Consider the following 22,859-nt stretch of genomic DNA (forward strand, 5'->3'; position numbering starts at 1 on the left):
GCCCGGCTTCCAGAACGGTCAGAACCCCCTCCAACAACACAGTTGCTACAAGGACGTACTTGCGGCGTGTCCCGCGAGGGTGGGCGGGCAAGGGCCTGCAGAAAAACCACAGATCAACCGCTCTACACGAGACCTATCTGCGCCGCCCGAACATGCGCTTGTCCGTCCGTAGCATCACCAACCGCAGCGGCGTCCACGCTAGGCACAAGCCGGCGAGGATGCCAAACGTATCGGCCAGCGCGTCATAAGGATCCGCGCTGCGGTTGGTGGTCAGTGCCCCTTGCGCGATCTCGATGCCGATCCCCAGCAGCACCAATCCGAATGCCGCAGACAACAGCGCGCGCCGGGTGGCGAACAGCTGCACCGCACCCCAGCACAACAATGCGAACGTCAAAAAGTGCTCGCCCTTGTCGCTGTTGGACGGCAGTTCCGGAAACTCCGGCGGCGGCCCCATGCACACCGCAATCACCACCAGGATTGCGGCAATCCACAGGCCTACCCACAACCGTGGCCGCTGGAATGGACGCAATGCCGGGCTTACAACCGCCATGTGAGATCGCCCGCCAGAAATGCCGGCGCAAAATCGACATCGCGCGCAAACCCCATCACCTGGAAACGCTCGCCCATTTCGCTGGGCAAGGTCAGCCGCTTGATCTGCTCGCGCAAGCGCATGCGCCCTACTTCATCGGTGCGCGTGTCGGCCTGTGCCAGCAATGCATCCAGGCCGTTGCCGAGCAGAAAGCTCGCTTGCGTGCAGTAGCCCGCCAACTCGAAACCGGCCCCGGTGCCGGCCTCGGCCAACGCGGTGAAGTCTACCGACGCGGTCAGATCCTGCAGGCCCGGCCAGCGATACAAGTCCTCATGCATGCGATGGCGATAGAACGCGCGCAAGGTGCCGTCTTCGCGCTGCGTACGATAGAACTCGCCACGCGGGTAACCGTAGTCGACGAACAACATCGCACCGCGCTTCAGACCGCCGGCCACCGCCTGGATCCAGTACGGCAACTGCGGCAGCAACTCGGAGCGATAGCCGTCGGCGAAGGGCTGCTCCAGATACCGTTCCAGATGCCGCACCGCCGCGCCCAGCAATGCATCGGCCGGCTGCTCGCCGCGCGCGAACTGCTGCTGCGCATCCAGCACCACGGTTTCCTCATACACCTCACCGTCGCGCAGCGTGAAGCGCGGCGTGGGCAATGCGTCGATCACCTCGTTGGCGAACAACACCCCATCCCAATCGTCCGGGAATGGACCGTCCAGCCACTCGACCAGATCGAACACCGGCGGGATCAGGCTGCGTCCCAGACGCTCACGCTGACGCTCGCGCAGGTCGGCGCTGGGCTCCAGGATCGCGTAACGCTCCGGTAGCGCATCCAGCTCGAGCAGGCGCTTGAGCGTGACTTCGGCGAATGCGCCGCTGCCGCCGCCCACTTCCAGCACGCGCGCCTGCGGCCCGAGCTGCTGCAGCACCGGCGCCAGCGCACCGGACACGGTGGCCGCGAACAAGGGGCCCAGCTCCGGCGCGGTGACGAAATCGCCGGCCTCGCCGAACTTGCTGGAGCCGGCGCTGTAATAGCCCAGACCCGGCGCATACAACGCCAGCTCCATGAAACGGGAGAACGGAATCGCACCACCGGCGGCGGCGATCTCGGCGCGCAGATGCGCGGCCAGCCGGTCGCTATGCGCCAGGGCGTCCGGATCGGGAATAGGAAGGTCGGCGTGCATGCGGGCACCGGTTGCGGGGACAATGCACAGGATAGCCGAGCCCTTTGCAACGCCGAGCGAGTACGCCATGACAGACAGTTCCAAGGTGGTGTTGATCACCGGTGCAGCACGCCGTATCGGCGCGCAGATCGCCACCACGCTGCATGCGGCCGGCTATCGCGTTGCCCTGCATGCGCACCTCTCCGGCGAGGCGCTCGGCGCGCGTGTAGCGGAGCTTTGCGCCCTGCGGGCCGGCAGCGCGCAGGCCCTGCACGCCGATCTGCGCTCGCCGGAGGCGCCGGCGCAGCTGGTCGTCGACTGCATCGCCGCATTCGGCCGCCTGGATGGCGTGGTCAACAATGCCTCCGCGTTCTATCCCACCGCGCTTGGCGCAGCGACGGCGGCGCAGTGGGACGAGTTGTTCGCCGTCAATGCACGCGCGCCGTTCTTCATCGCCCAGGCGGCCGCCGCGCAGTTGCGCCAGCACCGCGGCGCCATCGTCAATCTCACCGACCTGCATGCGCAGCAACCGATGCGCAACCACCCGCTGTATGGCGCGTCCAAAAGCGCGCTGGAAATGCTGACCCGCTCGCTCGCGCTGGAACTCGCACCGGAGGTCCGCGTCAATGCGGTCGCGCCCGGTGCGATCCTGTGGCCGGAAGAAGGCAAATCCGCAGACGCCAGGCAGGCGCTGCTCGCACGCACGCCGCTGGCACGCATCGGCACGCCCGAGGAAATCGCCGAAGCGGTGCGCTGGCTGCTGGACGACGCCAGCTTCGTCACCGGCCACACCCTGCATGTGGACGGCGGCCGCCAGCTCAGTTGAACCGCAACGACGCTAGCGCGCCACATCCAGCGCCGGGGCCGCGTCCAGCTGCACCGTCGTGAACGCGATGCCGTACTGTGGATGCGCCTGCCACAGCGCGGCCAGGGTCTTCCCGCTCAGCGGGTCGACAAAATCGGGCGCGATATCGGCCAGCGGCTTCAACACGAAGGCATGCTTGAGCTCGGGCCGCGGGATGCGCAGATTCCCGGGGCCTTCGACGATGCAATCGCCGAAGAACACCACATCCACATCCAGGGTGCGGTCGCTGAAACGCGGGCCGCTGCGATCGCGGCCGTGCGCATCTTCCAGCGCATGCAGCCAGTGGTCGAGCGCATGCAGGCCCATGTCCGTGTCCAGTGCCACGGCGTTGTTCACGAAGTCCGGTCCATCGAAGCCCACCGCCGGCGTGCGATACGCCGGCGAGATGGCAAGTGGGCCGAAGCGCGCGCGCAAGGCGTCGACGGCCAGGCGCAGGTAGTGGGTCGGCTGGACGTTGCTGCCGAGGCTGAGAAGCACGGTGGTCATGCGTTATTCGCGCATGCGGCCAGCGTGGACGTCAACTGTTGCAATCGTGCCGCACTCGACCATGCCCGCCCGCAGCGCGTGACATCCCGGCCTCAGGCCACTTCCAGCGCGTGCGCCACGGCGCGGAACACCCGGCGCATTTCCAACGGCTTGCGCAGCACGTGCACCGGGATATCCGGCGGAAAGTGCGAACGTTGCAGCGGCGCGCCGACATCTTCGAGCACGATCGCCGGACCGTGATAGCCCAGCTCCTGCATGCTCAACAGCACGCTCACCGCCGAGAGCTGGATGATGTCACTGTCGATGATCACCAGGTCCGGCATCACATGCTGCTGCACCAGTTGCAGCGCCGCCGCACCATCGGTGGCCAGCTGCGGTTGATACCCCTGGCTGGACAAGGCGTTGCCCAGCAGCGACAGGCGCGTGGCCTCGCCATCCACCAACAGGATGCGCTGCCCCTGCCCCAATGCCAGCGGCGGCTCGGTGTCGGCAACCGTCACCGCGGCCGCACGCATCGGCACGATCATGTCGAAACGCGTGCCCTCACCCAGGCGGCTGTCGACCACGATGTTGCCGCCATAGCTTTCGACGATGCGCTTGCAGGAAATCAATCCCAGGCCGGTGCCATCGGCCTTGGTGGTGAAGAACGGACTGAACAGGCGAGCACGGGTGTCGTCGCTCATGCCCACGCCGGTATCGGCCACGCTCATGCGCACGCGCGTGCCGTCGTGGCGATCGGCCGACAGGGTCAACATCCCGCCACCGGGCATCGCCTGGATCGCGTTCAGGCCCAGGTTGAGCAGGCACTGCTGCAACTCGGTGTAGTTGGCCTCGATGGTCAGATCCAGCGGAATCGTGTCCATCTGCAGGCGCACGCCGTCGGGCAGGCTGCTCTTGAGCAACATCTGCACCGCCTGGAACAGGCTGGCGATCGACACCTGCTCGCGCGGCTTGTTGGAGCCACGCACGAACGACAGCATCGACTCGGCCATCTCATGCCCGCGCCGACCGCATTCGGCCACCACGTTGGCCAGCTGGCGCAGCTGCGGATCGTCGGTGCGTCCGGCCAGCAGGTCGGGCACGATCAGCAACGGCTGCAGGATATTGCGCAGGTCGTGGCTCAAGCCGGCCGCGAGCATCGCGAGGCTTTCCAGCCGCTGCGCGCGCATCAGCTCGCTCTCTACGCGCTGGCGTTCCAGGTCCGCACGCGCCTCGCGGATCGCGCGGATCACCGCGCTCGGCAGGCGGGTCGGGTTGTGCTTGATGATGTAGTCGTTGGCGCCATCCTGCAGCGCCTTGACCGCGGTCTCCTCGCCCATGGTGCCGGAGACGAAAATGAAGGGCGTGGCGCCGTTCTGGCGCACCAGGCGCAGCGCCTGATGGCCGGAAAAACCGGGCATGCTCAGATCCGACAGCACGATGTCCGGCTGGAATGCATCCAGCGCGGCGCGCAGCGACGGCTCGCTGTCCACGCGCTCGAATGCCGCGTCCAGCCCGGCATCGAGCAGCTGATCGGACAACAGCTCGGCGTCTTCCGGTGAATCTTCCACCAGAAGGATCTTCAGCTGCTCCAGTTTGCCCCCCTCATGCAGCATGGGTCAGTCCAGCTCCGGTGCCTGATTGATGACCGCCCAGAAGGTGCCGAGCGTCTTGACTGCGTTGAAGAACTGATCCACGTCCACCGGCTTGACCACATAGGCATTCACGCCCAGGTCCCAGCTGCGGGCCAGGTCGCTCTCCTCGCGCGAGGACGACAGGATCACCACCGGCAGGCGCTTGAGCGTCTCCTCGCTGCGGATCTGCTTGAGCACTTCCAGCCCGTCCAGGCGCGGCATCTTGATGTCCAGCAGCAACACCGCCGGCAGGCCTTCATCGCGATCGGCAAAGATGCCCCGACGCAACAGGTAGTCCATGGTTTCCACGCCGTCCTCGACGTGCACGATGGGATTGGCCAGGCGGGCTTCGCGCAAGGCATCGACGGCCATTTCCGCATCGGCCGGGCTGTCTTCTGCCAGAAGAATGGTACGGATGGCGGTCATACACTGAACTCTTGGTTGGGCGCTTCAAGCGCAGGGGGAAGCACGAAATAGAACGTGGCGCCTTCGTCGACCGCGCCCTCGGCCCAGATCCGGCCACCGTGACGCGTCAGCACGCGCCGCACGCTGGCCAGGCCGATGCCGGTGCCAGCGTATTCGCTGGCCTTGTGCAGGCGCTGGAACACACCGAACAACTTGGCGCTGTATTCCATGTCGAAGCCGGCGCCGTTGTCGCGCACGCTGAACTGATGGCCGCCGTCGGCCATCGGTGTGTAGGTGACCTCGATCCTGGCCACGGCGCGCTTGGCGCTGTATTTCACCGCGTTGCCGAGCAGGTTCATCCACAGCTGGCGCATCATGTTCTCGTCGGCCACCAGCACCGGCAACGGCGCGATATGCCAGTCCACACGGTGGCCGGTGTTCTCGCTCTGCACGTTGGAATCCAGGATCGCGCGCGTTTCCGATACCAGCGACTGCATGTCCACCGCCTGCAACCGCAGCGCGCTGCGACCCAGGCGCGAGTACACCAGCAGATCGTCGATCAACGAGGCCATGCGCCGCGCCGAGCTGCTGATCACTTCCATGTAGTGACGCGATTTTTCGTCCGCCGCGTCGCCTAGATGGCGCGCCAGCTTGTCGGAGAATCCAGCCACATGGCGCAGCGGCGCGCGCAGATCGTGCGAGACCGAATAGCTGAAGGCCTCCAGCTCGCGGTTGACCTCGGATACCTGCTCCACCTTGCCTTCCATCTGTCGGTTGAGCTCCTGGATGCGCAGCTGCGAGGCCTTCTGCAGGCTGATGTCGCTGACCGTCATCAGTACCACGTCTTCGTCGCTGGTGTCCGGCAGCGGCATCCGGCGCGCGTTGATCAGCATGGTGCGCAGCACGCCGTCGGCGGCGCGCTGCTCGTGTTCGAAATCCCACAACTCGCGGCCGCGCAGCAGCACATCGGCCAGCCGTTGATGGATCTGCGCATCACGCCACACCCCATCGCCCACGTCCTCCAGTGCCATCGATTCGTTACCGCGCTCCTCCAGCCCGTACAACTCGGCAAACGCCGGGTTATGCAGCAGGATGCGCTGGCTGGCGTCCAGCAGCACGATCGGCTCGCGCACGGTCTGCAACACCGACGACGCGCGGCCGTTGGCGCGCAGGTATTCCTGCTCGGCCGCCAGGCGGCGACGGATCTGCCGCTGCAGCAACCAGGTCACCGTGCCCAGCAGCAGCAACTGCACCACCAACGTGGCCCAGCTCAACACGGCGTAGTGCGCGCGCTCGGTGTCGGCACGCGCGTTGCGCAGCTCCAGCAGCTTGCCCTCGGCCTCCTGCAACTCGTCGATCAGCACGCGGATCGGGTTGTTCAAGGTCATGTCGTTGATCAGCGCGCGGATCTGCTCCGGGTCGGTGATCACCGCAACCCGCTCGGCCAGCAACAGGCGCCGCTCGATGGTGCTCTGGATGCGCCCCATCCGTACCTGCTGGGCGGGGTTGTCCTTGGTCAGCACGATCAGCCCCTGCACCGCAGCCAGCGACTCGCGTCGGCCGCGCCGCATGCGCTCCAGCAAGGCCGGGCGCTGCACGCCGTGCGAGCGCATCAAGGCCGCCGATTCGGTATCGCGCATTGCCGCTTCCAGACGCTGGGCGGTCTCCTGCACGTCCTGGCTATGCGACACCCACACCGCAGCCTGGTTGGCGTTGTGCGCCATCTGCTGCAACAGCAACGACGGCACCACCACAATCAGGAACACGGCAACTGCCAGTAACGGCAGGCGCCAGCGATCCCATCTGTCTGCTTGGACCGTTGTCTGCATTGCTAGGTCTGTATCCGCTCGCTGCCAAGGCCCCGAAGGCAAGTCGGCATTGTCTCCGATCAGGCCCAGGATGAGATTAACGATTCAGCCTGGTCACTCCCACGGTGACATAGCTGAATGGGCATATGATAAGTGCAGTAAACGTGAAAATGGTGCGAGCGCCTTGCCGCCTGTCGGCCTGCCTGCGTCGCGCAGACAACAAAAAAGGCGCACTCCTTGGAGTGCGCCTCGTGCTCGGATCAGCCGCCTCGCCTCGGCTGGCCCGGCATTCGCTACCGCTGCAATTACATCTTTGCAGCAACGACCTTCAGGCCGGTGGACTTGACGCTCTTGACGCCTTCGATGCCCTTGGCAACCGCCACGGCCTTGTCGTGCTCGGCCTTGGTTGCAACCGTGCCGGTCAGGGTGACGATGCCGTTCTTGGTCTCGACCTTGACGTCGGTGCCCGACACGTTGTCGGTGGCCAGCAGATCAGCCTTCACCTTGGTGGTGATCCAGGTGTCGGTGACCGGCTTCTTGGACTCATTCATGCCGGCGGCATGGTCCTTGTGATCGGCGTGTTCCTGCGGCGCGGCAAATGCCTGCGACGCGCCCAGGGTCAGACCCAGCGACAGCGCCACGGCCAGCAGCTTACGTACCTGTGTGATGTTCTTCATCGGATAGTCCCTCCTGTTGAATGTGGCTGAAGTCTGCAGTGGCGCTCGTCGTGCAGGTGTGACTACCGGATGCAGGGGTTGTGAACCCGGCGCACACGGGTGTGTGCAATACCATGCAGGCCTCTTCCGTCGTTGCGATGAACCGTTTTCAATGCCTAAACCGTTCAATCTGGCCGTCGTCGGCTATGGCTATGTCGGCCGCACCTTCCATGCCCCGCTGATCGCTAGCACCCCGGGCCTGACGCTGCACAGCGTGGTGTCGTCCAAGCCGCAGCAGGCACAGGCCGACTTTCCCGATATCGCCGTGCTTGCCGATCTGGAAACGGCACTGGCTGATCCCGCGCTGGATGCGGTGGTACTGGCCACACCCAACCAGACCCATGCGCCCTTCGCGTTGCAGGCCCTGGCCGCCGGCAAGCATGTGCTGGTCGACAAACCCTTCGCGCTGGACGCCGCGCAGGCGCGCGAGGTGGTGGCGGCCGCAGGTGCGCGACCGCTGGCGCGAAAGCGACATCCCCGGCGCCGGTCTCTGGTACGACCTGGGACCGCATCTGCTCGATCAGGCGCTGCAGTTGTTCGGCACGCCGCAGGCGATCGGCGCGGATCTGCAGCGTCAACGCAACCAGGCGCGCAGCGACGACTATTTCCACGTCACCCTGCGGTATCCGCGGCTGCGCGTGATCCTGCATGCCGGCTCGCTGGTGGCTGACAGTGGCCTGCGCTTTGCCGTGCACGGCACCCGTGGCAGCTATCTCAAACACGGGCTGGATACGCAGGAAGACCAGCTACGCGCCGGACGCCGCCCCGGGACCGCTGGTTGGGGCGTGGACCCGCTCCCGGGCACGCTGACCCGCGTGGACGACGAAGGCCGCGTGCACACCCACCAACCCGACACCACGCCGGGTGACTACCGCCAGTGCTACGCCGCCTTCCGCGATGCCCTGGCCGGGGCCGGCCCGGCCCCGGTCAGCGGCGCCGACGCGGTGCAGCTGATGGAGTTGCTGGAGCTGGCGCAACGCAGCGCCGCCTCGGGCCAGGTGCAATGGCTGGAAGGCGCAAGCGCGGCCTCACGCGGCTGATGCACGGCTGGGCGCCGGTGCAGGCGCCCAGCCGATATTCGCATCGGCAATGGCGCGCTCGCGTTCTGCGGTGCCACGTGTGGGCACCGCATCAATGCGCACTGCAATCAGTGAGCGGGCACGCCGGCAGCCGCCAGACACAGACGCGAGGGAACAGACCTGCACTGCGCGCCCGCCATGCAGGCGCGCAGGGGTCAGCGCAATCGCTCAGACGTCCTTGCTGCCGATCGTCGGCGCTGCCGCAGTCGTAGTCTTGACCGCGTGGCCCCCGAACTGGTTGCGCATTGCGGCCAGCAGCTTGTCGGTGAACGAATCCTTGTCGCGCGAGCGCAGCCGCTCCATCAGCGACAAGGTGATGATCGGCGCCGACACTTCCAGGTCGATCGCTTCGGCCACCGTCCAGCGGCCTTCGCCCGAATCGGCCACGAACGGTGCGATACCGGCCATGGTCGGATTGTGCGCCAGCGCATCGGCGGTGAGGTCCAGCAACCACGAACGCACGACGCTGCCATCGCGCCAGATCTCGGCGACCTGGTGCAGGTCCAGCGCAAAGTCGGTCTTGTGTTGCATCAGCGCAAAGCCCTCGGCATAGGCCTGCATCATTCCGTACTCGATGCCGTTGTGGACCATCTTGGTGAAGTGGCCCGCGCCGCTCGGGCCGACGCGGCCCCAGCCCTTGTCCGCTGCCGGCGCCAGCGTGGCCAGTACCGGATGCAGCGTGGTCACCGCCGCTTCGTCGCCGCCCACCATCAGGCTGTAGCCCTCCTGCAAGCCCCAGACGCCGCCGCTGGTGCCGCAATCGACAAAGGCGATCCCACTGGCATGCAGCAGCGCGGCGCGGCGTTGCGAATCCTTGTAGTACGAATTGCCGCCGTCGATGACGATGTCGCCGGCCTGCAACAACGGCAGCAGCTGCGCCAGGGTGTCGTCGACGATCTTGCCCGCCGGCACCATCAACCACACCACCCGCGGGCTCGGCAGCGCGGACACCAGCGCGGCCAGCGCATCGGCAGTGACAATGCCCTTGGCCTGCGCACTGCTACGCGCGCCTTCGCCAGGATCGTAGCCATGCACGCGGTGTCCACCGTGCACCAGGCGCTCGGCCATGTTGGCGCCCATGCGGCCCAAACCCACCATACCCAGTTCCATAATCGCTCCTCATGATCTGATCAGTGCAGGGTGCCACGCCCGGCGTACGCCGGCGTGGCGGAATTCTCAATGGATTGTTCCGCCGCGGTGCCGGCGCCGCACTGTTGCAGCTGCCAGTCGATCCAGCGCCAGTACAAGGTGCTGCGCAGATTGTGCAAGGTCAGGTCGATGGCATACGGCGTGCGCGGATTGCGATCGAGCAGGCGCGCCACGTGGTACCCGATCGGCTTGATGCCCTTGGGATGCACGTACACCAGAAAGCCTTGATAGAACGGATCTTCCAGCAACGTTAGCAGCGTTTGTAGCTGCGCTTGCTGTTGCGCATCGAGCGTGGCGCGCAGCTGTGCATCGCGCTCGTATAGCAATCGCTCGAAGCGGCGCTTGCCCGGCCCGCGCAAGCTCTTGGCCAGCTCCCAGATCTGCCGGTTGCGCGCGTCGTAATGCGCAAAGCCGCCGTGCTGTGCCAGCGCCTGCGCGGCTGCATCGCTGACATCCACCACCACGAAGTTCTCGGCCTGGTTGTGGATGTCGTCCAGGTACGCCTTGTCGAACACATGCGCGATAAACCCCGGCGCGCCGACAAATGCCTGGCGCCCCAGCCGCGCGGTCTTGACCGCCTTGCCGTCGGCGAAGAAATCCCCGGCATGCGCACCCAGCAGGATGCTGTCGGTGTCGTGCAGGGTCAAAAACGTCCCGATCGACAACTCGCCGGCACTGAACACCTGATCGAATCCCGCATCGCCGTATAGCTCACGCTGCGTGGCCAATTGGGCCACCTGCCGCCCCACCCCGCATTCGGAGCGCACCTGGCCGCGATAGAACGCATCCAGCGCCCGCGCATTGCTGCCACGCGGCTGATAGCCACGCCCGAAACTGCGAAAGCCGCTCCAGCCCTGCGACGCCGCGCCACGCCAGCCGAACCCGATCCAACCAAGTTGCACCGCTGAAAACCGATAGCCCGGGTTGTCCTGCAGCTGCGTGGTGGCACGCCGCGTGGCCGCACCGAGTTCGAACGCGTACGCGCATTGGGTGGCGCTATCGTCCAGCAAGGCCTTGAGCGTGGTGCCGCGTTGTTGCGCGTTCCAGCTGGCCGGCAGCGTCAGCTGCAGATCGCCAGCCGCGCGCGCCTGCGCCAGCGAAGCGCGCGTGCATGGTTCGCCGCGCCGGATCACCGGCGCACTCACCGTGGCGCTGCGGATCTCCCAGCCCAGCTGCCGCAGCAAGGCGTCGACGCAGTCCACGGGCGCCTTGCGCGCGGCCTCGCTCGGCGTGGCCGAAGCAGCCTGCAACAGCTGCACAGCGAGCAACACGGTCGCGCATAGACGCACGGCGATACGGTGGCGCGGTCTGTGTGACGTGGCGGCAGATGCGGACGCAGGCCGGATGAATCCTGCCCGCAGTCGCATGCAGGACCTCTGGAAAGCACTCATCGGTACACGGTAATGCAGATCGGCAGCAAGGCGCTGCACCCTCAGACGTAGAAAGCCCCGGCAGGACCGGGGCTCGCAGGATTCAATGCATCAGCCTCAGCGACGTTCGCAGACGCGCTCAACCTGACGATTGCCGTTGGCCTGCTGGCGGTTGCCCTGGATGGTACGACCGGCTGCACCGCCGGCGACGGCACCGGCCACGGTAGCCAGCTTCTTGCCGTTACCACCACCGACCTGATTGCCCAGCAGGCCACCGATGGCCGCGCCAGCAACCGTGCCACCGATACGATTGGGATCGGTCGAGTTCTTCTGCACTTCGACGTTGCGGCAGCGCACGCGCGTGCCGTCGCCGAACTTGCGGCCTTCATCTGCTTCGGTATAACGCTGCTGATGCGATCGCGTTTGCGCCTGCGCCAAGGTGCTCGTCGCCATCAGCGCGATCAGGGACATACCCACAAGGGAATTGCGCATCTTCATCGTCTGTCTCCATTCTCGCCCCTTCGGCGAGTCATGGATCCACTTTCGCCACTTGGTCGAGAACGCAACGTGAAGCGTGCAATCGGCTATTCAGGCTTTGGAGCAGAGCCTGAATCACATCCTCACGGCTGTGTTGCCGGTTCGGTCTGCGGCGCCTGTGCTGGTGTCGGTGGTGGGTCTTGCGCTTCCACCGGCAATGGCGCCACCGGTGGCTGCGCGACGGGCGTTGCAGCCGGTTGCGGCGAGGTGGTCGGCGCGGCGGGCGCAATGGTCGCCTCGCCCGTCTGAGTGGCCGCAGTCGCCGCGGGCGCCGAGGCCACCTGTGCAGGCGACATCGCATGCGCTGGCGTTGGCGGCGCAGTAGCTGCAGCCGCAGGCACCGCCTCGGTGACCTTGGGCAGATACGAATTCAGGCGTTCGAAGAACCGCTTGTAGAAGGCCGCGTCCTGCACCGTGGTGCTGGACACGCGCACCAGCGAATCGCCGCTGCTGCCGACCGGCAACGACAACGAGCCGAGCACGCCGACCCCGACGCTGGCCGAGGTCGAACTCTTCTTCAGCGCGTAACGGTCCTGCAATGCGCTGACGAACACCTGCGCCTTGCCGCCGTCCTGCGTGGCGCAGGAAATGCGCAGATTGAGTTGCTCACTCTGGTCGGCTTCCTTGAGCTGGAAGTTTTTGCTGCCTTCCACCGCCGCAGCATCGGCCCGCGTCACCGCATAGCCCTGGCTCAACAGCACCCGTCGCGCGGCCTCGCAGGCCTGCGGCGAGGTGGACGCCACGCTGCGCGAGTAAGTGTCGTCGGAATTGAACGACTCGCGCATCAGCATCGTGTCGCCCTTGCTGCCACCGCAGCCAGCCAGGGTTGCCAACGCGCCAAGCAGGGCACCGCGCGCAATCAGGGAGGTACAAGACATGGAGAAATTCCGGCATCCAAAACCGGCACAGAGCATAGCGGCAACCGGTGTGCGCGCGGCGTCGCGGGGCCGATCAGGGCAACGGCGGTTCATCCGCAGGCAGTTGCAGGTCCAGCTGCAGGCGGCTGCCGTCTGCGCCGATACGCTCGGCGCGCAGATAGTGATGCGCACGCACTGCCGCCAGCGCCACCGGCGCCCGGCACGGCTCGCCCCACAGGCTCAAGGCGAATCCCTGCGCCTGCAGCCACACGGTGAGGCTGTCCCACAGTGGCTGCTCGGCCTGCAGGATCAGGTCCAGATCCGCCGGCCCCTCCGGCACCGACGCCGGCGACTGAAGCCAGCGCGCGTAGCTGCCGTGCACCTCCACCGGCAGGCCGTTTGCCCGCAACGCGTGCAGCAGCTGCGCCGCCTGCTGCAGGTCCAGCCGTGCACGGCAGTGCTGGAAGATCAGTGCGTACTCGTGGCTGCGATTGCTCTGCGTGCCTGCAGGCGCCAGCGCTGCGCCCGGCCGCCGGTAGCACAGCACCCGCTCCTCGCGCAGGGTGAACAGGCTGGCAAGGATCCGCCCCAGATCCCAGGCCTGCGGGATCACCCGCCCGCCGACGACGACGTTTTCCACCATCGCCACACCGAACCCACCCGGTCGCAACCGCTTGCGCAGCGCATGCAACACCGCGCGCATGCCGGACAGATAGCCGGCGTAATCGGCACTGGCGTACAGCTGCCCGGGTAGCACCTCACCGTGCCAGCGGCAACCGAAGTACGGCACGTTGGTCAGGCACAGGTCGATCGCCGCAGCGGGCGCGGTGTTGACCAACGTGCCGACCACCACCGGCGCCTGCACGCCGTGCCGCTGCAGGCGCGTGCGTGCCAGTTGCGCACGTGCGGCATCGATCTCCATGCCATGCGCGCCACGCCCTTCCAGCGTCGCCGCCAGCAGCGTGCTGCCGAATCCGCAGAACGGGTCGAACACCTGCGCGCCCGGCACGCTGAAGTGCCGCACGAACGGGCGCATTTGATTCACCCAGCCACAGTCGCGCCCGCCAAGCGGATCGGCAGCACGCAAATCCTCGGGCAATGCCCAGGACGGCTCATCCGGCGCCGGCGCCCACCAGCTGCGCTGATCGAGCTCATCCATCGGCCGGCTCCCACAGCACATCGGCATCCGGGTCCCAGCCCGTGCACAGGCGACCGTTGGCGAAGAACACCAGCTTGTAGAGGTCACCGGTGGCGTGGCGTGCGTGCATGGCCGCGTAGTCGGCACTTTCGAACACCACCTCCAGGCCGTCTTCGCTGCGCATGCGTAGATTCCAGAAGTAGTACCCCTCGGTCATGCCGTCGGCTTGCCAACGCGACCACCACAGCTGCTGCATGCAGTCCGCCAACAGGCGCTCCATGCCGATGCGATGCTGCGCGATATAGCGCCATGTGCCGTTGCTGCGGTACGCATCGTCCAGACGCGACAACTCGCGAAAGATCACCTGCGTGGCGCCACAGCGGCGCGCCCACGCGAGGTACTGCGCCACGGCTTCGGCAGTGTCCACGCCACCGCGCTGCACGATGCAGACCAGCCGCACCGGCAGGCGCGCTGCAAGGCGTTGCGCCGTGCGCGCGAAAGTGGCCGCATCGGCAATGGGCTCGTCGGGTCGAAAGCGCATGATCGCGTCGTTGCCGGCCTGTAGCGGGTGGTGGCGCGACAGCTCGATCCACGACAGGCCGAAGTCGACCAGGGCATCGAGCAACTGCGCCCCCTGCGCGCGCGCCAAGCCGGCGCCATTGCTGTACAGCACACGTTGCTCCACGCACGGGCCGTCGGGCGTCGTCGCCAGGGTCTGCAGCAAGTCCTGCAACCAGTCCGGGTCGTCGGTCATCTCCAGGCCGGACAAGGAATACGACAACGGCACCCCGTGCAGCAGCTGCAACGCAGCGCGCAACTGCGCGAAGTAGTCCGGCCCTGGCCGCAACATCGCTGCCGCCGGGCCACCACGGTGTTGACGCAGGTTTTCCGAACAGAAGCCGCAGCGCGCCGAACATGACCGTACCGAGGCATACGGCGTCAAGGTGATCGGCAACGCTGCCCGATACGCGCGCGCGCCGATGCGCAGTGCATGCCATCGGCTGCTTTCGCCCTGCTGCGGCACGCGCCGCCGCAGGCTGGGCGCGGCGGCGCGCAACCCTGCCAACAGCGGCGATGCAGACAGCAATGAGTCGTCGTCGAGGGAGGCGTCCATGCGGCTAGCCACGCGTTGAACGTCAGCGGCGCGCGGCGTCGGCACGTGCACGCACCTGTTCCAGGGTCCACTCCTGCTGCATGACGCCGTTTTCCCACACCGTCACCAGCGCATCGTCGCTGTCTCCATGTGTGGCGACCTCGTCCAGCAACGCGCTGCGATAACTGCCATCGCCACGGTTGCGCAGCAAGGTCAACCGACCGCGCTTGCTCTGCTTGCCCTTGTCGGTGACCGGGTCCTTGTAGACATCGATCCATTGCCCATCCACGCGCACGGCCGAGCACTTCAATGCGAACTTCTGGGTGTCGCGATCCACCTTCTGCAACAGCGCACCGCCCATGCCGAAGGCGACGTTGTCGGCGGCATAGCCGGCAGTGGTGATGCGTTCAAGGATCGCGCGCAGCGACTGCGGATTGATGCCATCGCCCTGGATCACCCGCACATGGTTGAGCACCTTGTAGCCCTTGCCGTTGCGCTGATGGCCGAACGCCTCGTCCAGCAGCAGCAGGCATTGCTCGACCACGTCGACCGGGTCGCCCGAATCCGGGCGGATCACCACCGTCGCACCGGAGGCGATCACCTCCTCGCGCAACGTGGTGCCCCAATGCTCGCGGATCGCGTGGTAGATGTCGTAGCTGTCCGACACCACCGCCACCAGTGAGCCGGGGCGTGCGAACTGCGCCAGCATGTTGCGGTACGCATCGGCCTCGCGCTCGCGGCCCCAGCTGGTGATGGTGCTGTGCTCGGCGGCGGGAATCGAATACCCCGCCACCGGCGTGTGGTAGTGCGCACGCGCCAGCAACAACGCCGACAAGGTGTCGGTACCGAGGAAGTTCACCAGATGCGCCGCACCACCCAGCGCGGCCGAGCCAAGACTGGAGACGCCACGCGCGCCGAAGTCATGCAGCTTGAACGGCAACTGCCCTTCCGGATCGTCGCTGGTGCGCTGCAGGTAATCGCGCACGACCTGCTTCACCTGCCAGCTCACCGTTGCTACCGTCACCGGGTACCACACGCGCAACAGCAGCGTTTCCAGATACGACGGCACCCAGAACGCCTTGGGATCGGTGGATTCGATCGTCATCAACACATTGTGCGTGGGCACGACCGCGCCTTCGGGCACGGCGCGGATGCGGATCGGCAGTTGCCCGCCGAGCCGATCGACGATATCGCGCCAGCCGGCTTCGTTGAACGGCTCGCCATGCGCAGCCAGCAAGGCCTTCGCATCGTCGATGTCGGCATGCGTCACCGGCCGGTTGATCGCCTCTTTCAGGATTGACTGCAGGCCGAAGAATACGGTCTGGTCGTAGACGCCACCACGCGATTCGACATAGAAAAACGCCGCATCGGTGCCGGGTGGATACTGCAGCCAGTGGCTGGCCTTGTAGCTGTCGGTGTTGAGCAGCAGATTATCGAGGTAATGCATGACGGAAGCTCCTTCGCGTCGGGTGAACCGGCGGTCTGTCCGCCGGCGGGAGGCTACGGTTCAAGCCGATCTTGGATTGCGCGCGGATGCCTTTGGTGGATGACGGCACGCACCCGTTATCGCCCTCAGCCGCGACCCAGGAAGAATTCGAGAATATGCAGATGATCTTCGTACAGGCGCGGTCCCATCGCCATCACTTCGGCAAGCGGAATCCAGCGCGCCTTGTCGGCATCGTCGCCACCGCGCACCGCAGGCAGTTCACCGGCCGGAAACTCGAAATGAAACGCATGGGTGATGGTGCGCCCGCGCAAGCTGCGCTCGGGGTGATCGAACACCTGGCGCCCACGCAGTGAACCTTTGAGCACCGGCACCGGCACTTTCAGCCGGGTTTCCTCGCGCAGCTCGCGCAGGCAGCCGTCCAGCAGGCCTTCGTCCTGGCCGACGAAGCCACCGGGCAATGCCCACAGGCCCTTGCCGGGCTCGGCGCGGCGACGCACCAGCAGCACGTGGCCCGAATGCACCACCACCGCATCGGTGGTGACGAAGGTTGGCGGATACGGCGCATCCTTCCAGGCGGCGCGATACTGCTCGATGAAACGGTATTCGGCCACCAGCTGTGCGTAGCTCGGCGAATTGCGCCGGAACGCGTCCAGCATGTCGTACACCGGCGCCGGCACATTGCCGCGCAGCATCAGCAACCCACCGTGGAAACCAATCTCGCCGGCCTCGAACAGATAACGGCGCAATTCGGTGGCCGACAGCGTGGCGGCATGTTGCACATCTTCCAGCGGCCACTGCGGAAACTCGCGCAGGTAATAGCTGCTGGCGTCCTTGTCCATGCCGATCAGGCCGATGCGTGCATCGAGCGTGCCGCCATCGGCCTGCACGGCCTCGGCGACCTGACGCTGCACCTCGGCAATCCACAGGCTTTCGTTGTACAGATGGTCGCGCAGCGGGCGCAGGATCAGCCGCTGGATCTCGCCCGGCAACGCGGACTCGATCATCACCGCGCGTTCGGCGACGGTCCACGGATTGCGAATGGTGCGGGGCGTGTCGGCGGAGCCGATCAACACGATGAGCTTGTTCGCCTTGCCCAGCGCGTGGCGGGCGACGGCGGCGTGGCCGTTATGAAAGGGCTCGAAACGCCCGATAAACACGAGATAATCGTACTGCAATGCCATGAGAATCCCTCACGGTTGATTAGGCAGCCAACGGTCTATCCGCTGGCTTGCTCTAAATGCTACGCCGATACGCGACGACGTCAAGCCGGCGCGGTGTGACAATGATCTTTCGGTCATGCAGGCCGATTAGACTCGCCGATTGGTCCTTGAGGAATCCGCCCGCATGCCACGCCTGTCCTTTCGCGTTGTGTCTCGTTCCTTGTTCGCTGCACTCGCGCTGTTGTGCATCGCCTTGCCTGCATTGGCTGCACCTGCACCCGCACCGTTGCGGGTGATGTCGTTCAACGTACGCGTGCCGGTGGATACCGATGGTGACAAGCGCTGGGCGGTGCGCCGTACCGCGATGGTGGCATCGATCGAACAAGCGCACCCGGACGTCTTCGGGATGCAGGAACTGGTGCAGGAACAGGCGCAGTATCTGGCTGCACAGCTGCCTGATTACCGCTGGTTCGGCAAAGGCCGCGACGCCGACGGCAGCGGCGAACACATGGGCGTGTTCTACGACAGCCGCGCGTTGTCGGTGGTGGAATCGGGCGACTTCTGGCTATCGGAAACGCCACAGGTCCCAGGCAGCCGCAGCTGGAATACCGACCTGCCGCGCATGGTGACCTGGGCCTTGTTCGAGCGCCGCAGCGACAAGCGCCGCTTCTATCTGCTCAACACGCACTTCGCCCACCGCGACCAGGACGAGGCCGCCCGCGAGCACAGCGCGCGCGTCATACTGTCGCGCATCGCGTCGCTGCCGGCTGACATTCCTGTGGTGCTGACCGGTGACTTCAACAGCGATCCTGACCAGGGCACCTACCGCATCCTCACCGCCACGCTTGGCGATGCACGTACCCGCGTCTCGACGCCGCAAGGCCCGGAAAAAACCTTCCAGGACTTCACCACGCAACCGACCCGACGCATCGACTGGATCCTATTCCGTGGCCTGACACCGACACGCTTTTCCACGCTGGATACTCGCCCAGGCGGTGTGTTGCCATCCGACCACTACCCGGTGCTGGCCGAATTCGCATGGCCGCGTTGATCGTGCCGGCGAGGTGACACTGTCACGATGCCGGCCCGTCTGACGGCACGCAGGTCAATCGCGTTGCAGCCAATCGACCAGCGCTTGCAGCATGGTCGATGACGCAGACGCGTGACGCAGCACGATCGACAGTTTCCGAGGTGCCCAGGCTTCATCCAGGGGCACCGTCACCAGCCGATCGCGCGCACATGAGCGTTGCACTGCGGCCTGCGGAAGAATCGCCACGCCCATGCCTTGTGCAAGCATGCGGCACAACGCGTCGATGCCTTGCACCTTTGCACGCGTGCGCAACTGCACGCCGGCGCGGTTCACCTGCACGCGCAGATGCCGTTGCAGGGCACTGTCGCCGGCCAGGCCCAGCGTGTCCATTCCGGCGAGCTCGTTCAATCGCAGCGTCGAGGCGCCAGCCAGTGGATGCGTGGCAGCCATCACCAGCACCAGCCGATCCTCACGGAACGGCAGCACCTGCAGGCCACTGAGATCGGCGTGGCCTGCGACCACGGCGATGTCGGCGCGTTCCTCGCGCACCGCACCGGCGGCTTCGTCGCTGCCCTGCTCGGTCAACGCCAGATCCAGCTGCGGATGCGCGATGAGAAAATCCGCCAGCCGTTCGGGCAGCCATGCCGACAGCGCCGCGGTATTGGCCGCCAGCCGCAGCGTCACCTGCCCACCGCCACCGTAGCCGCCCAACTCCAGCTGCAATGCCTCGGTCTGCCGCTGCAACTGCCGTGCATGCCGCAGCAACACACCACCGGCCGGGGTCAGGCTGACACCGCGGCGCCCGCGTTCCAGCAGGACGGCGCCCACTTGCAGCTCCAGCGCACGAATCCGCGCGCTGGCAGCCGCCAACGACAACGCCGCCCGTTGCGCGCCGGCAGTGATGCTGCCCGCCTCGACCACCGCGATGAACAAGCGTAAATCGACAAATTCCAGATGCATGACCGCTCCACACGCACGCTTAGCTCAACCGGAGCGCACTGGCCGCCGATGAGGCAGGCAGGCCAGCCAGCTAGCCGTGGATCTTTCCACGCTCCGCACTCCATGCCTCAGCCTTCGGCTGTACCGAAGCCTGCATCAAACAATCCCGCATTGTCCGCGGCGGAACAAGCCCGGATCCTTGGCTGCATGGAGACCTTGCACGCCCATTGGCATCTGATCGCAGGTATTTTCTTGCTGGCTGGCTGGGTCAAGGGCGTGGCCGGAATGGGCTTGCCGACCGTGGCAATGGGGCTGCTGGGTCTATGGCTGACACCTGCCGAGGCAGCGACGCTACTGGCGCTGCCTTCGCTGGTGACGAATGTGCAGCAGGCCTGGGGACCAGACACGCTCGCCCTGTTGCGGCGCCTTTGGCCATTGCTGGCAACCGTGACGCTCGGCACCTGGCTGAGCGCAGGAGTGATGACAGGCGCCGATCCCACCCGGGTCCGCGCCGGGCTGGGCGTGCTGCTGGCACTGTATGCCCTGCTTGGGCTGGCCCGCCGACAGTGGACGCTGCAGGTGCGTCACGAACCCTGGGCCGGGCCAGTGGCCGGCCTGGTCACCGGTCTGTTGAGTGGCGCCACCGGCGTGTTCGTGCTGCCATCCCTGCCTTACCTCAGCGCATTGCACCTCCCGCGCGAGTTGTTGATCCGGTCTCTGGGCTGGTGTTTCGGCGTTGCAACGCTGGCACTGGCCATTGCCCTGGCCTGGCACGGTGCGCTACCCGGCACTGCGATCGCTCCGTCGCTGTGGGCGCTGCTGCCCACCGCCATCGGCATGTGGCTGGGTGCCTGGGTACGCCATCGCATTTCCGCCGAGACGTTCCGGCGCCTTTTTTTCGCCACGCTGCTGGTGCTCGGCCTGCAAGGCGTCTGGCAGGCACTGACGTAAGATCACATCGGACGCACTGAACACTGCGAGGCATACAGGCACGGCAGCCGGCCGATCGATCAGCAGCCACACCCGCTCGCGCCGGCAAGACCGATATGAAGGGTCGGCCAACAAAAACGCCACCGCAGTGCGGTGGCGTTTTTTATTCCTTCAACCCGATGGAGTCGCCAGGTGCTCGGCAGACGATCAGTCGGCCCAGCGTCCCGGTGCGGTCGACTGCGGCAACACCTGCGCCGACAACGGCTGGTCCTGCGACAGCAGGCCCAGCGCATCGGCCAGGATGGCGGCCGATTCGTGCAGCAACGGGTCCGGGCGCTTTTCCGCAGCCTTTTCGCGTGCGGTGTCCTTGACGATATCGCGCTCGTTGCCGGTCAGGCCGTCATCGCTGTCTTCGGCAAGCGGATCCAGCGGCAGGCCCAACTGCTTGCGCAGCTGCTGGCGATCCTTGCGCTGCTGATCCTGCTTCTGACGCTCGGCGACGCGCTCGGCTTCGTTCAACGAGATGTACTTCTTGGCCTTCTCATCGCGGAACTGCTTGACGTCTTCTTCCCACCACTGGAACTCCTTGTCGGTGGCGATACGCGCGGTATGCAGGACCTGCAACTTGGGCAGCAGCGGCGCGAAATTGCCGTACTGGGTATGCGGTGCGGCGGCAATCCGCGTCCACGGCAGCGCATTGTCGTAGGTGCTCTCGCCGAACTCAGTGGCATCCACGCTGGCCGGGAAGGCGATGTCCGGCACCACGCCCTTGTGCTGGGTACTGGAGCCGCTGACGCGGAAGAACTGGGCGATCGTCAGCTTGACCTGCCCATAGCGCTGGCCTTCTGCAGCCGGCCAGCGGTCCAGGTCGACGATGTTCTGCACCGTGCCCTTGCCGAAGCTGGTTTCACCGATCACCAGACCGCGACCGTAATCCTGGATGGCGCCAGCAAAGATCTCCGACGCCGATGCCGAGCCGCGATTGATCAACACGCCCAGCGGACCATCCCAGGCGACCTTGGGATTGCTGTCACCATTGACGGTGACGCGGCCGCCGGATTCGCGCACCTGCACCACCGGACCCTGCTCGATGAACAGGCCGGTGAGCTCGATCGCTTCGTCCAGCGAACCGCCGCCGTTGTTGCGCAGGTCCAGCACCACGCCGTCGACCTTGTCGGTCTTGAAGCCGGCCAGCAGCTTGGCGACGTCGCGTGTTGCCGAGGCATAGTCGGTCGCGTTGCGCCGGCGGCCTTCGAAATCCTGGTAGAAGCCCGGCAACTTGATGATGCCGATGCGACGCTCCGGCTCGCTGCCCTTGGCCGGCAGGGTGATGGTCTCGCCCTTGGCGGCCTGTTCGGCCAGGCGCACCTTCTGCCGGGTCAGCGTCACGGTGCGGTGCTTGCCGTCGATGCCCGATTCGGCCGGGATGTATTCCAGGCGCACCTGGGTGTCCTTGCTGCCGCGGATCTTGGCCACCACATCGTCGATGCGCCAACCGATCACATCCTCGATCGCGCCGTTCTTGGCCTGGCCCACGCCGACGATGCGATCGCCCGGCTTGAGCGTGCCATCCACCGCCGCCGGACCGCCCGGGATCACCTCGCGGATCACCACCATGTCGTCCTGCTTCTGCAGCTGCGCACCGATACCTTCCAACGACAGCGACATCTGCTGATTGAAGTTTTCGGCCGTGCGCGGGGTGAAGTAATCGGTGTGCGGATCGACCGCATTGGTGTAGGCGTTGAGGAAGAACTGGAACACGTCCTCGGCCTTCAACTCATTGACCGAATCGGCCAGCGCGGCATAGCGCTTGTCCAGCGTCTTGCGGATGTCCTCGGGCTTCTTGCCGGCCAGCTTCAGGCGCAGCCAGTCGTTCATCACCGACTGGCGCCACAGCACGTCCAGCTGCTTGTCGTCGGCGGCCCACGGCACGTCCTTGCGGTCGTACTCGAACTTGTCGCTGCCGGTGAAATCGAAGTCCTGTTTGAGCAGGTCGCGCGCGTACTTGACGCGCTGATCGACACGCTTCTTGTAGACCGAAAACACCTGGAACGCCGGATCCAGCTTGCCACCGCGCAGCGCATCGCCCACGCCTGCTTCCAGCGGCGCAAAGCCGGTGATGTCGGTCTGGGTAAAGAACTGTTTGCTGCCGTCCAGGGTTTCCAGATAGCGCTTGAACACGTCCTTGGTCATCGCCTCGTCCAGCGTGCGCGGACGGTAGGCGTAACGGCTATCGGAAAGCAGGCCATAGACCAGCTTGGTCGCCGTAGCCTGGTCGGGCGTGGCTGCCGCCGGCAACGCCGTATCGGCGCGTGCGAGCAATGCCATCGGAGTGGTCAACACCAGCGCCAGCAGGCCGGCCTTCATGGACGCAGAAACGTTGTAGGTCATCGAATGGCTCTCGGCACAGGGCCGACGAAAGAAAGGCGGTGAACGGATCGGACAGCATGACAGTGCCGAAAGTTGCTGGCGTTGTCATCCGCTGGCTGAATCAGCCTAGCGCCGGGTCTGTAGCGGATTGTGAACGCGACCGTAC

The 22,859-nt window shown here is 65.9% G+C and carries 20 protein-coding genes and 1 pseudogene; 4 read left to right on the plus strand and 17 right to left on the minus strand.

Going from position 1 to position 22,859, the window contains the following annotated elements; all coding sequences use genetic code 11:
- Nucleotides 1-133 precede the first annotated feature (133 nt).
- The gene (locus LL972_RS14105) at nucleotides 134-550 is read right to left on the minus strand and encodes a VanZ family protein (RefSeq protein WP_228328121.1); all 417 of its coding nucleotides are present in this window, start codon (nucleotides 548-550) and stop codon (nucleotides 134-136) included.
- Nucleotides 538-1,791: a class I SAM-dependent methyltransferase gene (locus tag LL972_RS14110; protein WP_228328122.1), complete on the minus strand. Its 1,254-nt coding sequence runs from the start codon at nucleotides 1,789-1,791 to the stop codon at nucleotides 538-540. Before LL972_RS14110 ends, LL972_RS14105 begins: the two co-directional genes overlap by 13 nt.
- Between LL972_RS14110 and LL972_RS14115 the strand changes: the two genes are divergently transcribed.
- Nucleotides 1,790-2,527, plus strand: a complete 738-nt coding sequence (locus tag LL972_RS14115) for a pteridine reductase (protein WP_228328123.1) — start codon at nucleotides 1,790-1,792, stop codon at nucleotides 2,525-2,527. The two genes, LL972_RS14110 and LL972_RS14115, sit on opposite strands and share 2 nt — an antisense overlap.
- 12 nt (nucleotides 2,528-2,539) lie before the next feature.
- Here LL972_RS14115 and folK read toward each other — a convergent pair whose 3' ends face one another.
- The 5 genes from folK to LL972_RS14140 form a co-directional block, all read right to left on the minus strand.
- On the minus strand, nucleotides 2,540-3,052 hold the full coding sequence (folK, locus tag LL972_RS14120; protein WP_228328124.1) for a 2-amino-4-hydroxy-6-hydroxymethyldihydropteridine diphosphokinase: 513 nt from the start codon (nucleotides 3,050-3,052) through the stop codon (nucleotides 2,540-2,542).
- Nucleotides 3,053-3,144: 92 nt separating this feature from the next.
- Nucleotides 3,145-4,647: an ATP-binding response regulator gene (locus LL972_RS14125; protein WP_228328125.1), complete on the minus strand. Its 1,503-nt coding sequence runs from the start codon at nucleotides 4,645-4,647 to the stop codon at nucleotides 3,145-3,147.
- A 3-nt stretch (nucleotides 4,648-4,650) separates the two neighbouring features.
- Complete coding sequence (locus tag LL972_RS14130; protein WP_228328126.1) at nucleotides 4,651-5,091, minus strand: response regulator; 441 nt, start codon at nucleotides 5,089-5,091, stop codon at nucleotides 4,651-4,653.
- The gene (locus LL972_RS14135; protein WP_228328127.1) at nucleotides 5,088-6,899 is read right to left on the minus strand and encodes a sensor histidine kinase; all 1,812 of its coding nucleotides are present in this window, start codon (nucleotides 6,897-6,899) and stop codon (nucleotides 5,088-5,090) included. Before LL972_RS14135 ends, LL972_RS14130 begins: the two co-directional genes overlap by 4 nt.
- 284 nt (nucleotides 6,900-7,183) lie before the next feature.
- Nucleotides 7,184-7,555, minus strand: a complete 372-nt coding sequence (locus tag LL972_RS14140; RefSeq protein ID WP_228328128.1) for a BON domain-containing protein — start codon at nucleotides 7,553-7,555, stop codon at nucleotides 7,184-7,186.
- Nucleotides 7,556-7,706: 151 nt separating this feature from the next.
- Here LL972_RS14140 and LL972_RS14145 point away from each other — a divergent pair.
- Nucleotides 7,707-8,634, plus strand: a pseudogene (locus tag LL972_RS14145) (Gfo/Idh/MocA family oxidoreductase).
- 207 nt (nucleotides 8,635-8,841) lie between these two features.
- Here LL972_RS14145 and gnd read toward each other — a convergent pair.
- The 8 genes from gnd to LL972_RS14185 all read right to left on the minus strand — a co-directional run bounded on the left by gnd (nucleotide 8,842) and on the right by LL972_RS14185 (nucleotide 17,445).
- Nucleotides 8,842-9,783, minus strand: a complete 942-nt coding sequence (gene gnd / locus LL972_RS14150; RefSeq protein WP_228328129.1) for a phosphogluconate dehydrogenase (NAD(+)-dependent, decarboxylating) — start codon at nucleotides 9,781-9,783, stop codon at nucleotides 8,842-8,844.
- Between the two features lie 20 nt (nucleotides 9,784-9,803).
- Nucleotides 9,804-11,189 carry a hypothetical protein gene (locus tag LL972_RS14155; protein WP_228328130.1) on the minus strand — a complete coding sequence of 462 codons (1,386 nt, stop codon included), beginning with the start codon at nucleotides 11,187-11,189 and terminating at the stop codon, nucleotides 9,804-9,806.
- Nucleotides 11,190-11,309: 120 nt separating this feature from the next.
- A complete protein-coding gene (locus LL972_RS14160; protein ID WP_026063982.1) occupies nucleotides 11,310-11,690 on the minus strand; it encodes a glycine zipper 2TM domain-containing protein in 381 nt (126 codons plus the stop codon).
- A gap of 122 nt (nucleotides 11,691-11,812) precedes the next feature.
- Complete coding sequence (locus LL972_RS14165; RefSeq protein ID WP_228328131.1) at nucleotides 11,813-12,607, minus strand: DUF2242 domain-containing protein; 795 nt, start codon at nucleotides 12,605-12,607, stop codon at nucleotides 11,813-11,815.
- 73 nt (nucleotides 12,608-12,680) lie between these two features.
- Complete coding sequence (locus LL972_RS14170) at nucleotides 12,681-13,745, minus strand: DNA methyltransferase (protein WP_228328132.1); 1,065 nt, start codon at nucleotides 13,743-13,745, stop codon at nucleotides 12,681-12,683.
- The gene (locus LL972_RS14175; RefSeq protein ID WP_228328133.1) at nucleotides 13,738-14,838 is read right to left on the minus strand and encodes a hypothetical protein; all 1,101 of its coding nucleotides are present in this window, start codon (nucleotides 14,836-14,838) and stop codon (nucleotides 13,738-13,740) included. Before LL972_RS14175 ends, LL972_RS14170 begins: the two co-directional genes overlap by 8 nt.
- Nucleotides 14,839-14,860: 22 nt before the next feature.
- Entirely contained in the window at nucleotides 14,861-16,264 is a 1,404-nt protein-coding gene (locus LL972_RS14180) for a nicotinate phosphoribosyltransferase (protein ID WP_228328134.1), read from the minus strand.
- A 125-nt stretch (nucleotides 16,265-16,389) separates the two neighbouring features.
- Nucleotides 16,390-17,445: a bifunctional nicotinamide-nucleotide adenylyltransferase/Nudix hydroxylase gene (locus tag LL972_RS14185; RefSeq protein ID WP_228328135.1), complete on the minus strand. Its 1,056-nt coding sequence runs from the start codon at nucleotides 17,443-17,445 to the stop codon at nucleotides 16,390-16,392.
- A 163-nt stretch (nucleotides 17,446-17,608) separates the two neighbouring features.
- Here LL972_RS14185 and LL972_RS14190 point away from each other — a divergent pair, with 163 nt between their 5' ends.
- The gene (locus LL972_RS14190; RefSeq protein WP_228328136.1) at nucleotides 17,609-18,475 is read left to right on the plus strand and encodes an endonuclease/exonuclease/phosphatase family protein; all 867 of its coding nucleotides are present in this window, start codon (nucleotides 17,609-17,611) and stop codon (nucleotides 18,473-18,475) included.
- Nucleotides 18,476-18,529: 54 nt separating this feature from the next.
- Here the strand turns inward: LL972_RS14190 and LL972_RS14195 are convergent, their stop codons facing one another.
- Nucleotides 18,530-19,414, minus strand: a complete 885-nt coding sequence (locus LL972_RS14195) for a LysR substrate-binding domain-containing protein (RefSeq protein WP_228328137.1) — start codon at nucleotides 19,412-19,414, stop codon at nucleotides 18,530-18,532.
- Between the two features lie 186 nt (nucleotides 19,415-19,600).
- Between LL972_RS14195 and LL972_RS14200 the strand changes: the two genes are divergently transcribed.
- Nucleotides 19,601-20,344, plus strand: a complete 744-nt coding sequence (locus LL972_RS14200; protein ID WP_228328138.1) for a sulfite exporter TauE/SafE family protein — start codon at nucleotides 19,601-19,603, stop codon at nucleotides 20,342-20,344.
- Between the two features lie 186 nt (nucleotides 20,345-20,530).
- Here LL972_RS14200 and LL972_RS14205 read toward each other — a convergent pair whose 3' ends face one another.
- Nucleotides 20,531-22,690 (minus strand): carboxy terminal-processing peptidase, encoded by a 2,160-nt coding sequence (locus LL972_RS14205; RefSeq protein ID WP_180496985.1) that lies wholly within the window; start codon nucleotides 22,688-22,690, stop codon nucleotides 20,531-20,533.
- Between the last annotated feature and the right edge of the window lie 169 nt (nucleotides 22,691-22,859).

Source organism: Xanthomonas campestris pv. asclepiadis, assembly GCF_020784175.1.
GTDB lineage: Bacteria > Pseudomonadota > Gammaproteobacteria > Xanthomonadales > Xanthomonadaceae > Xanthomonas > Xanthomonas campestris_D.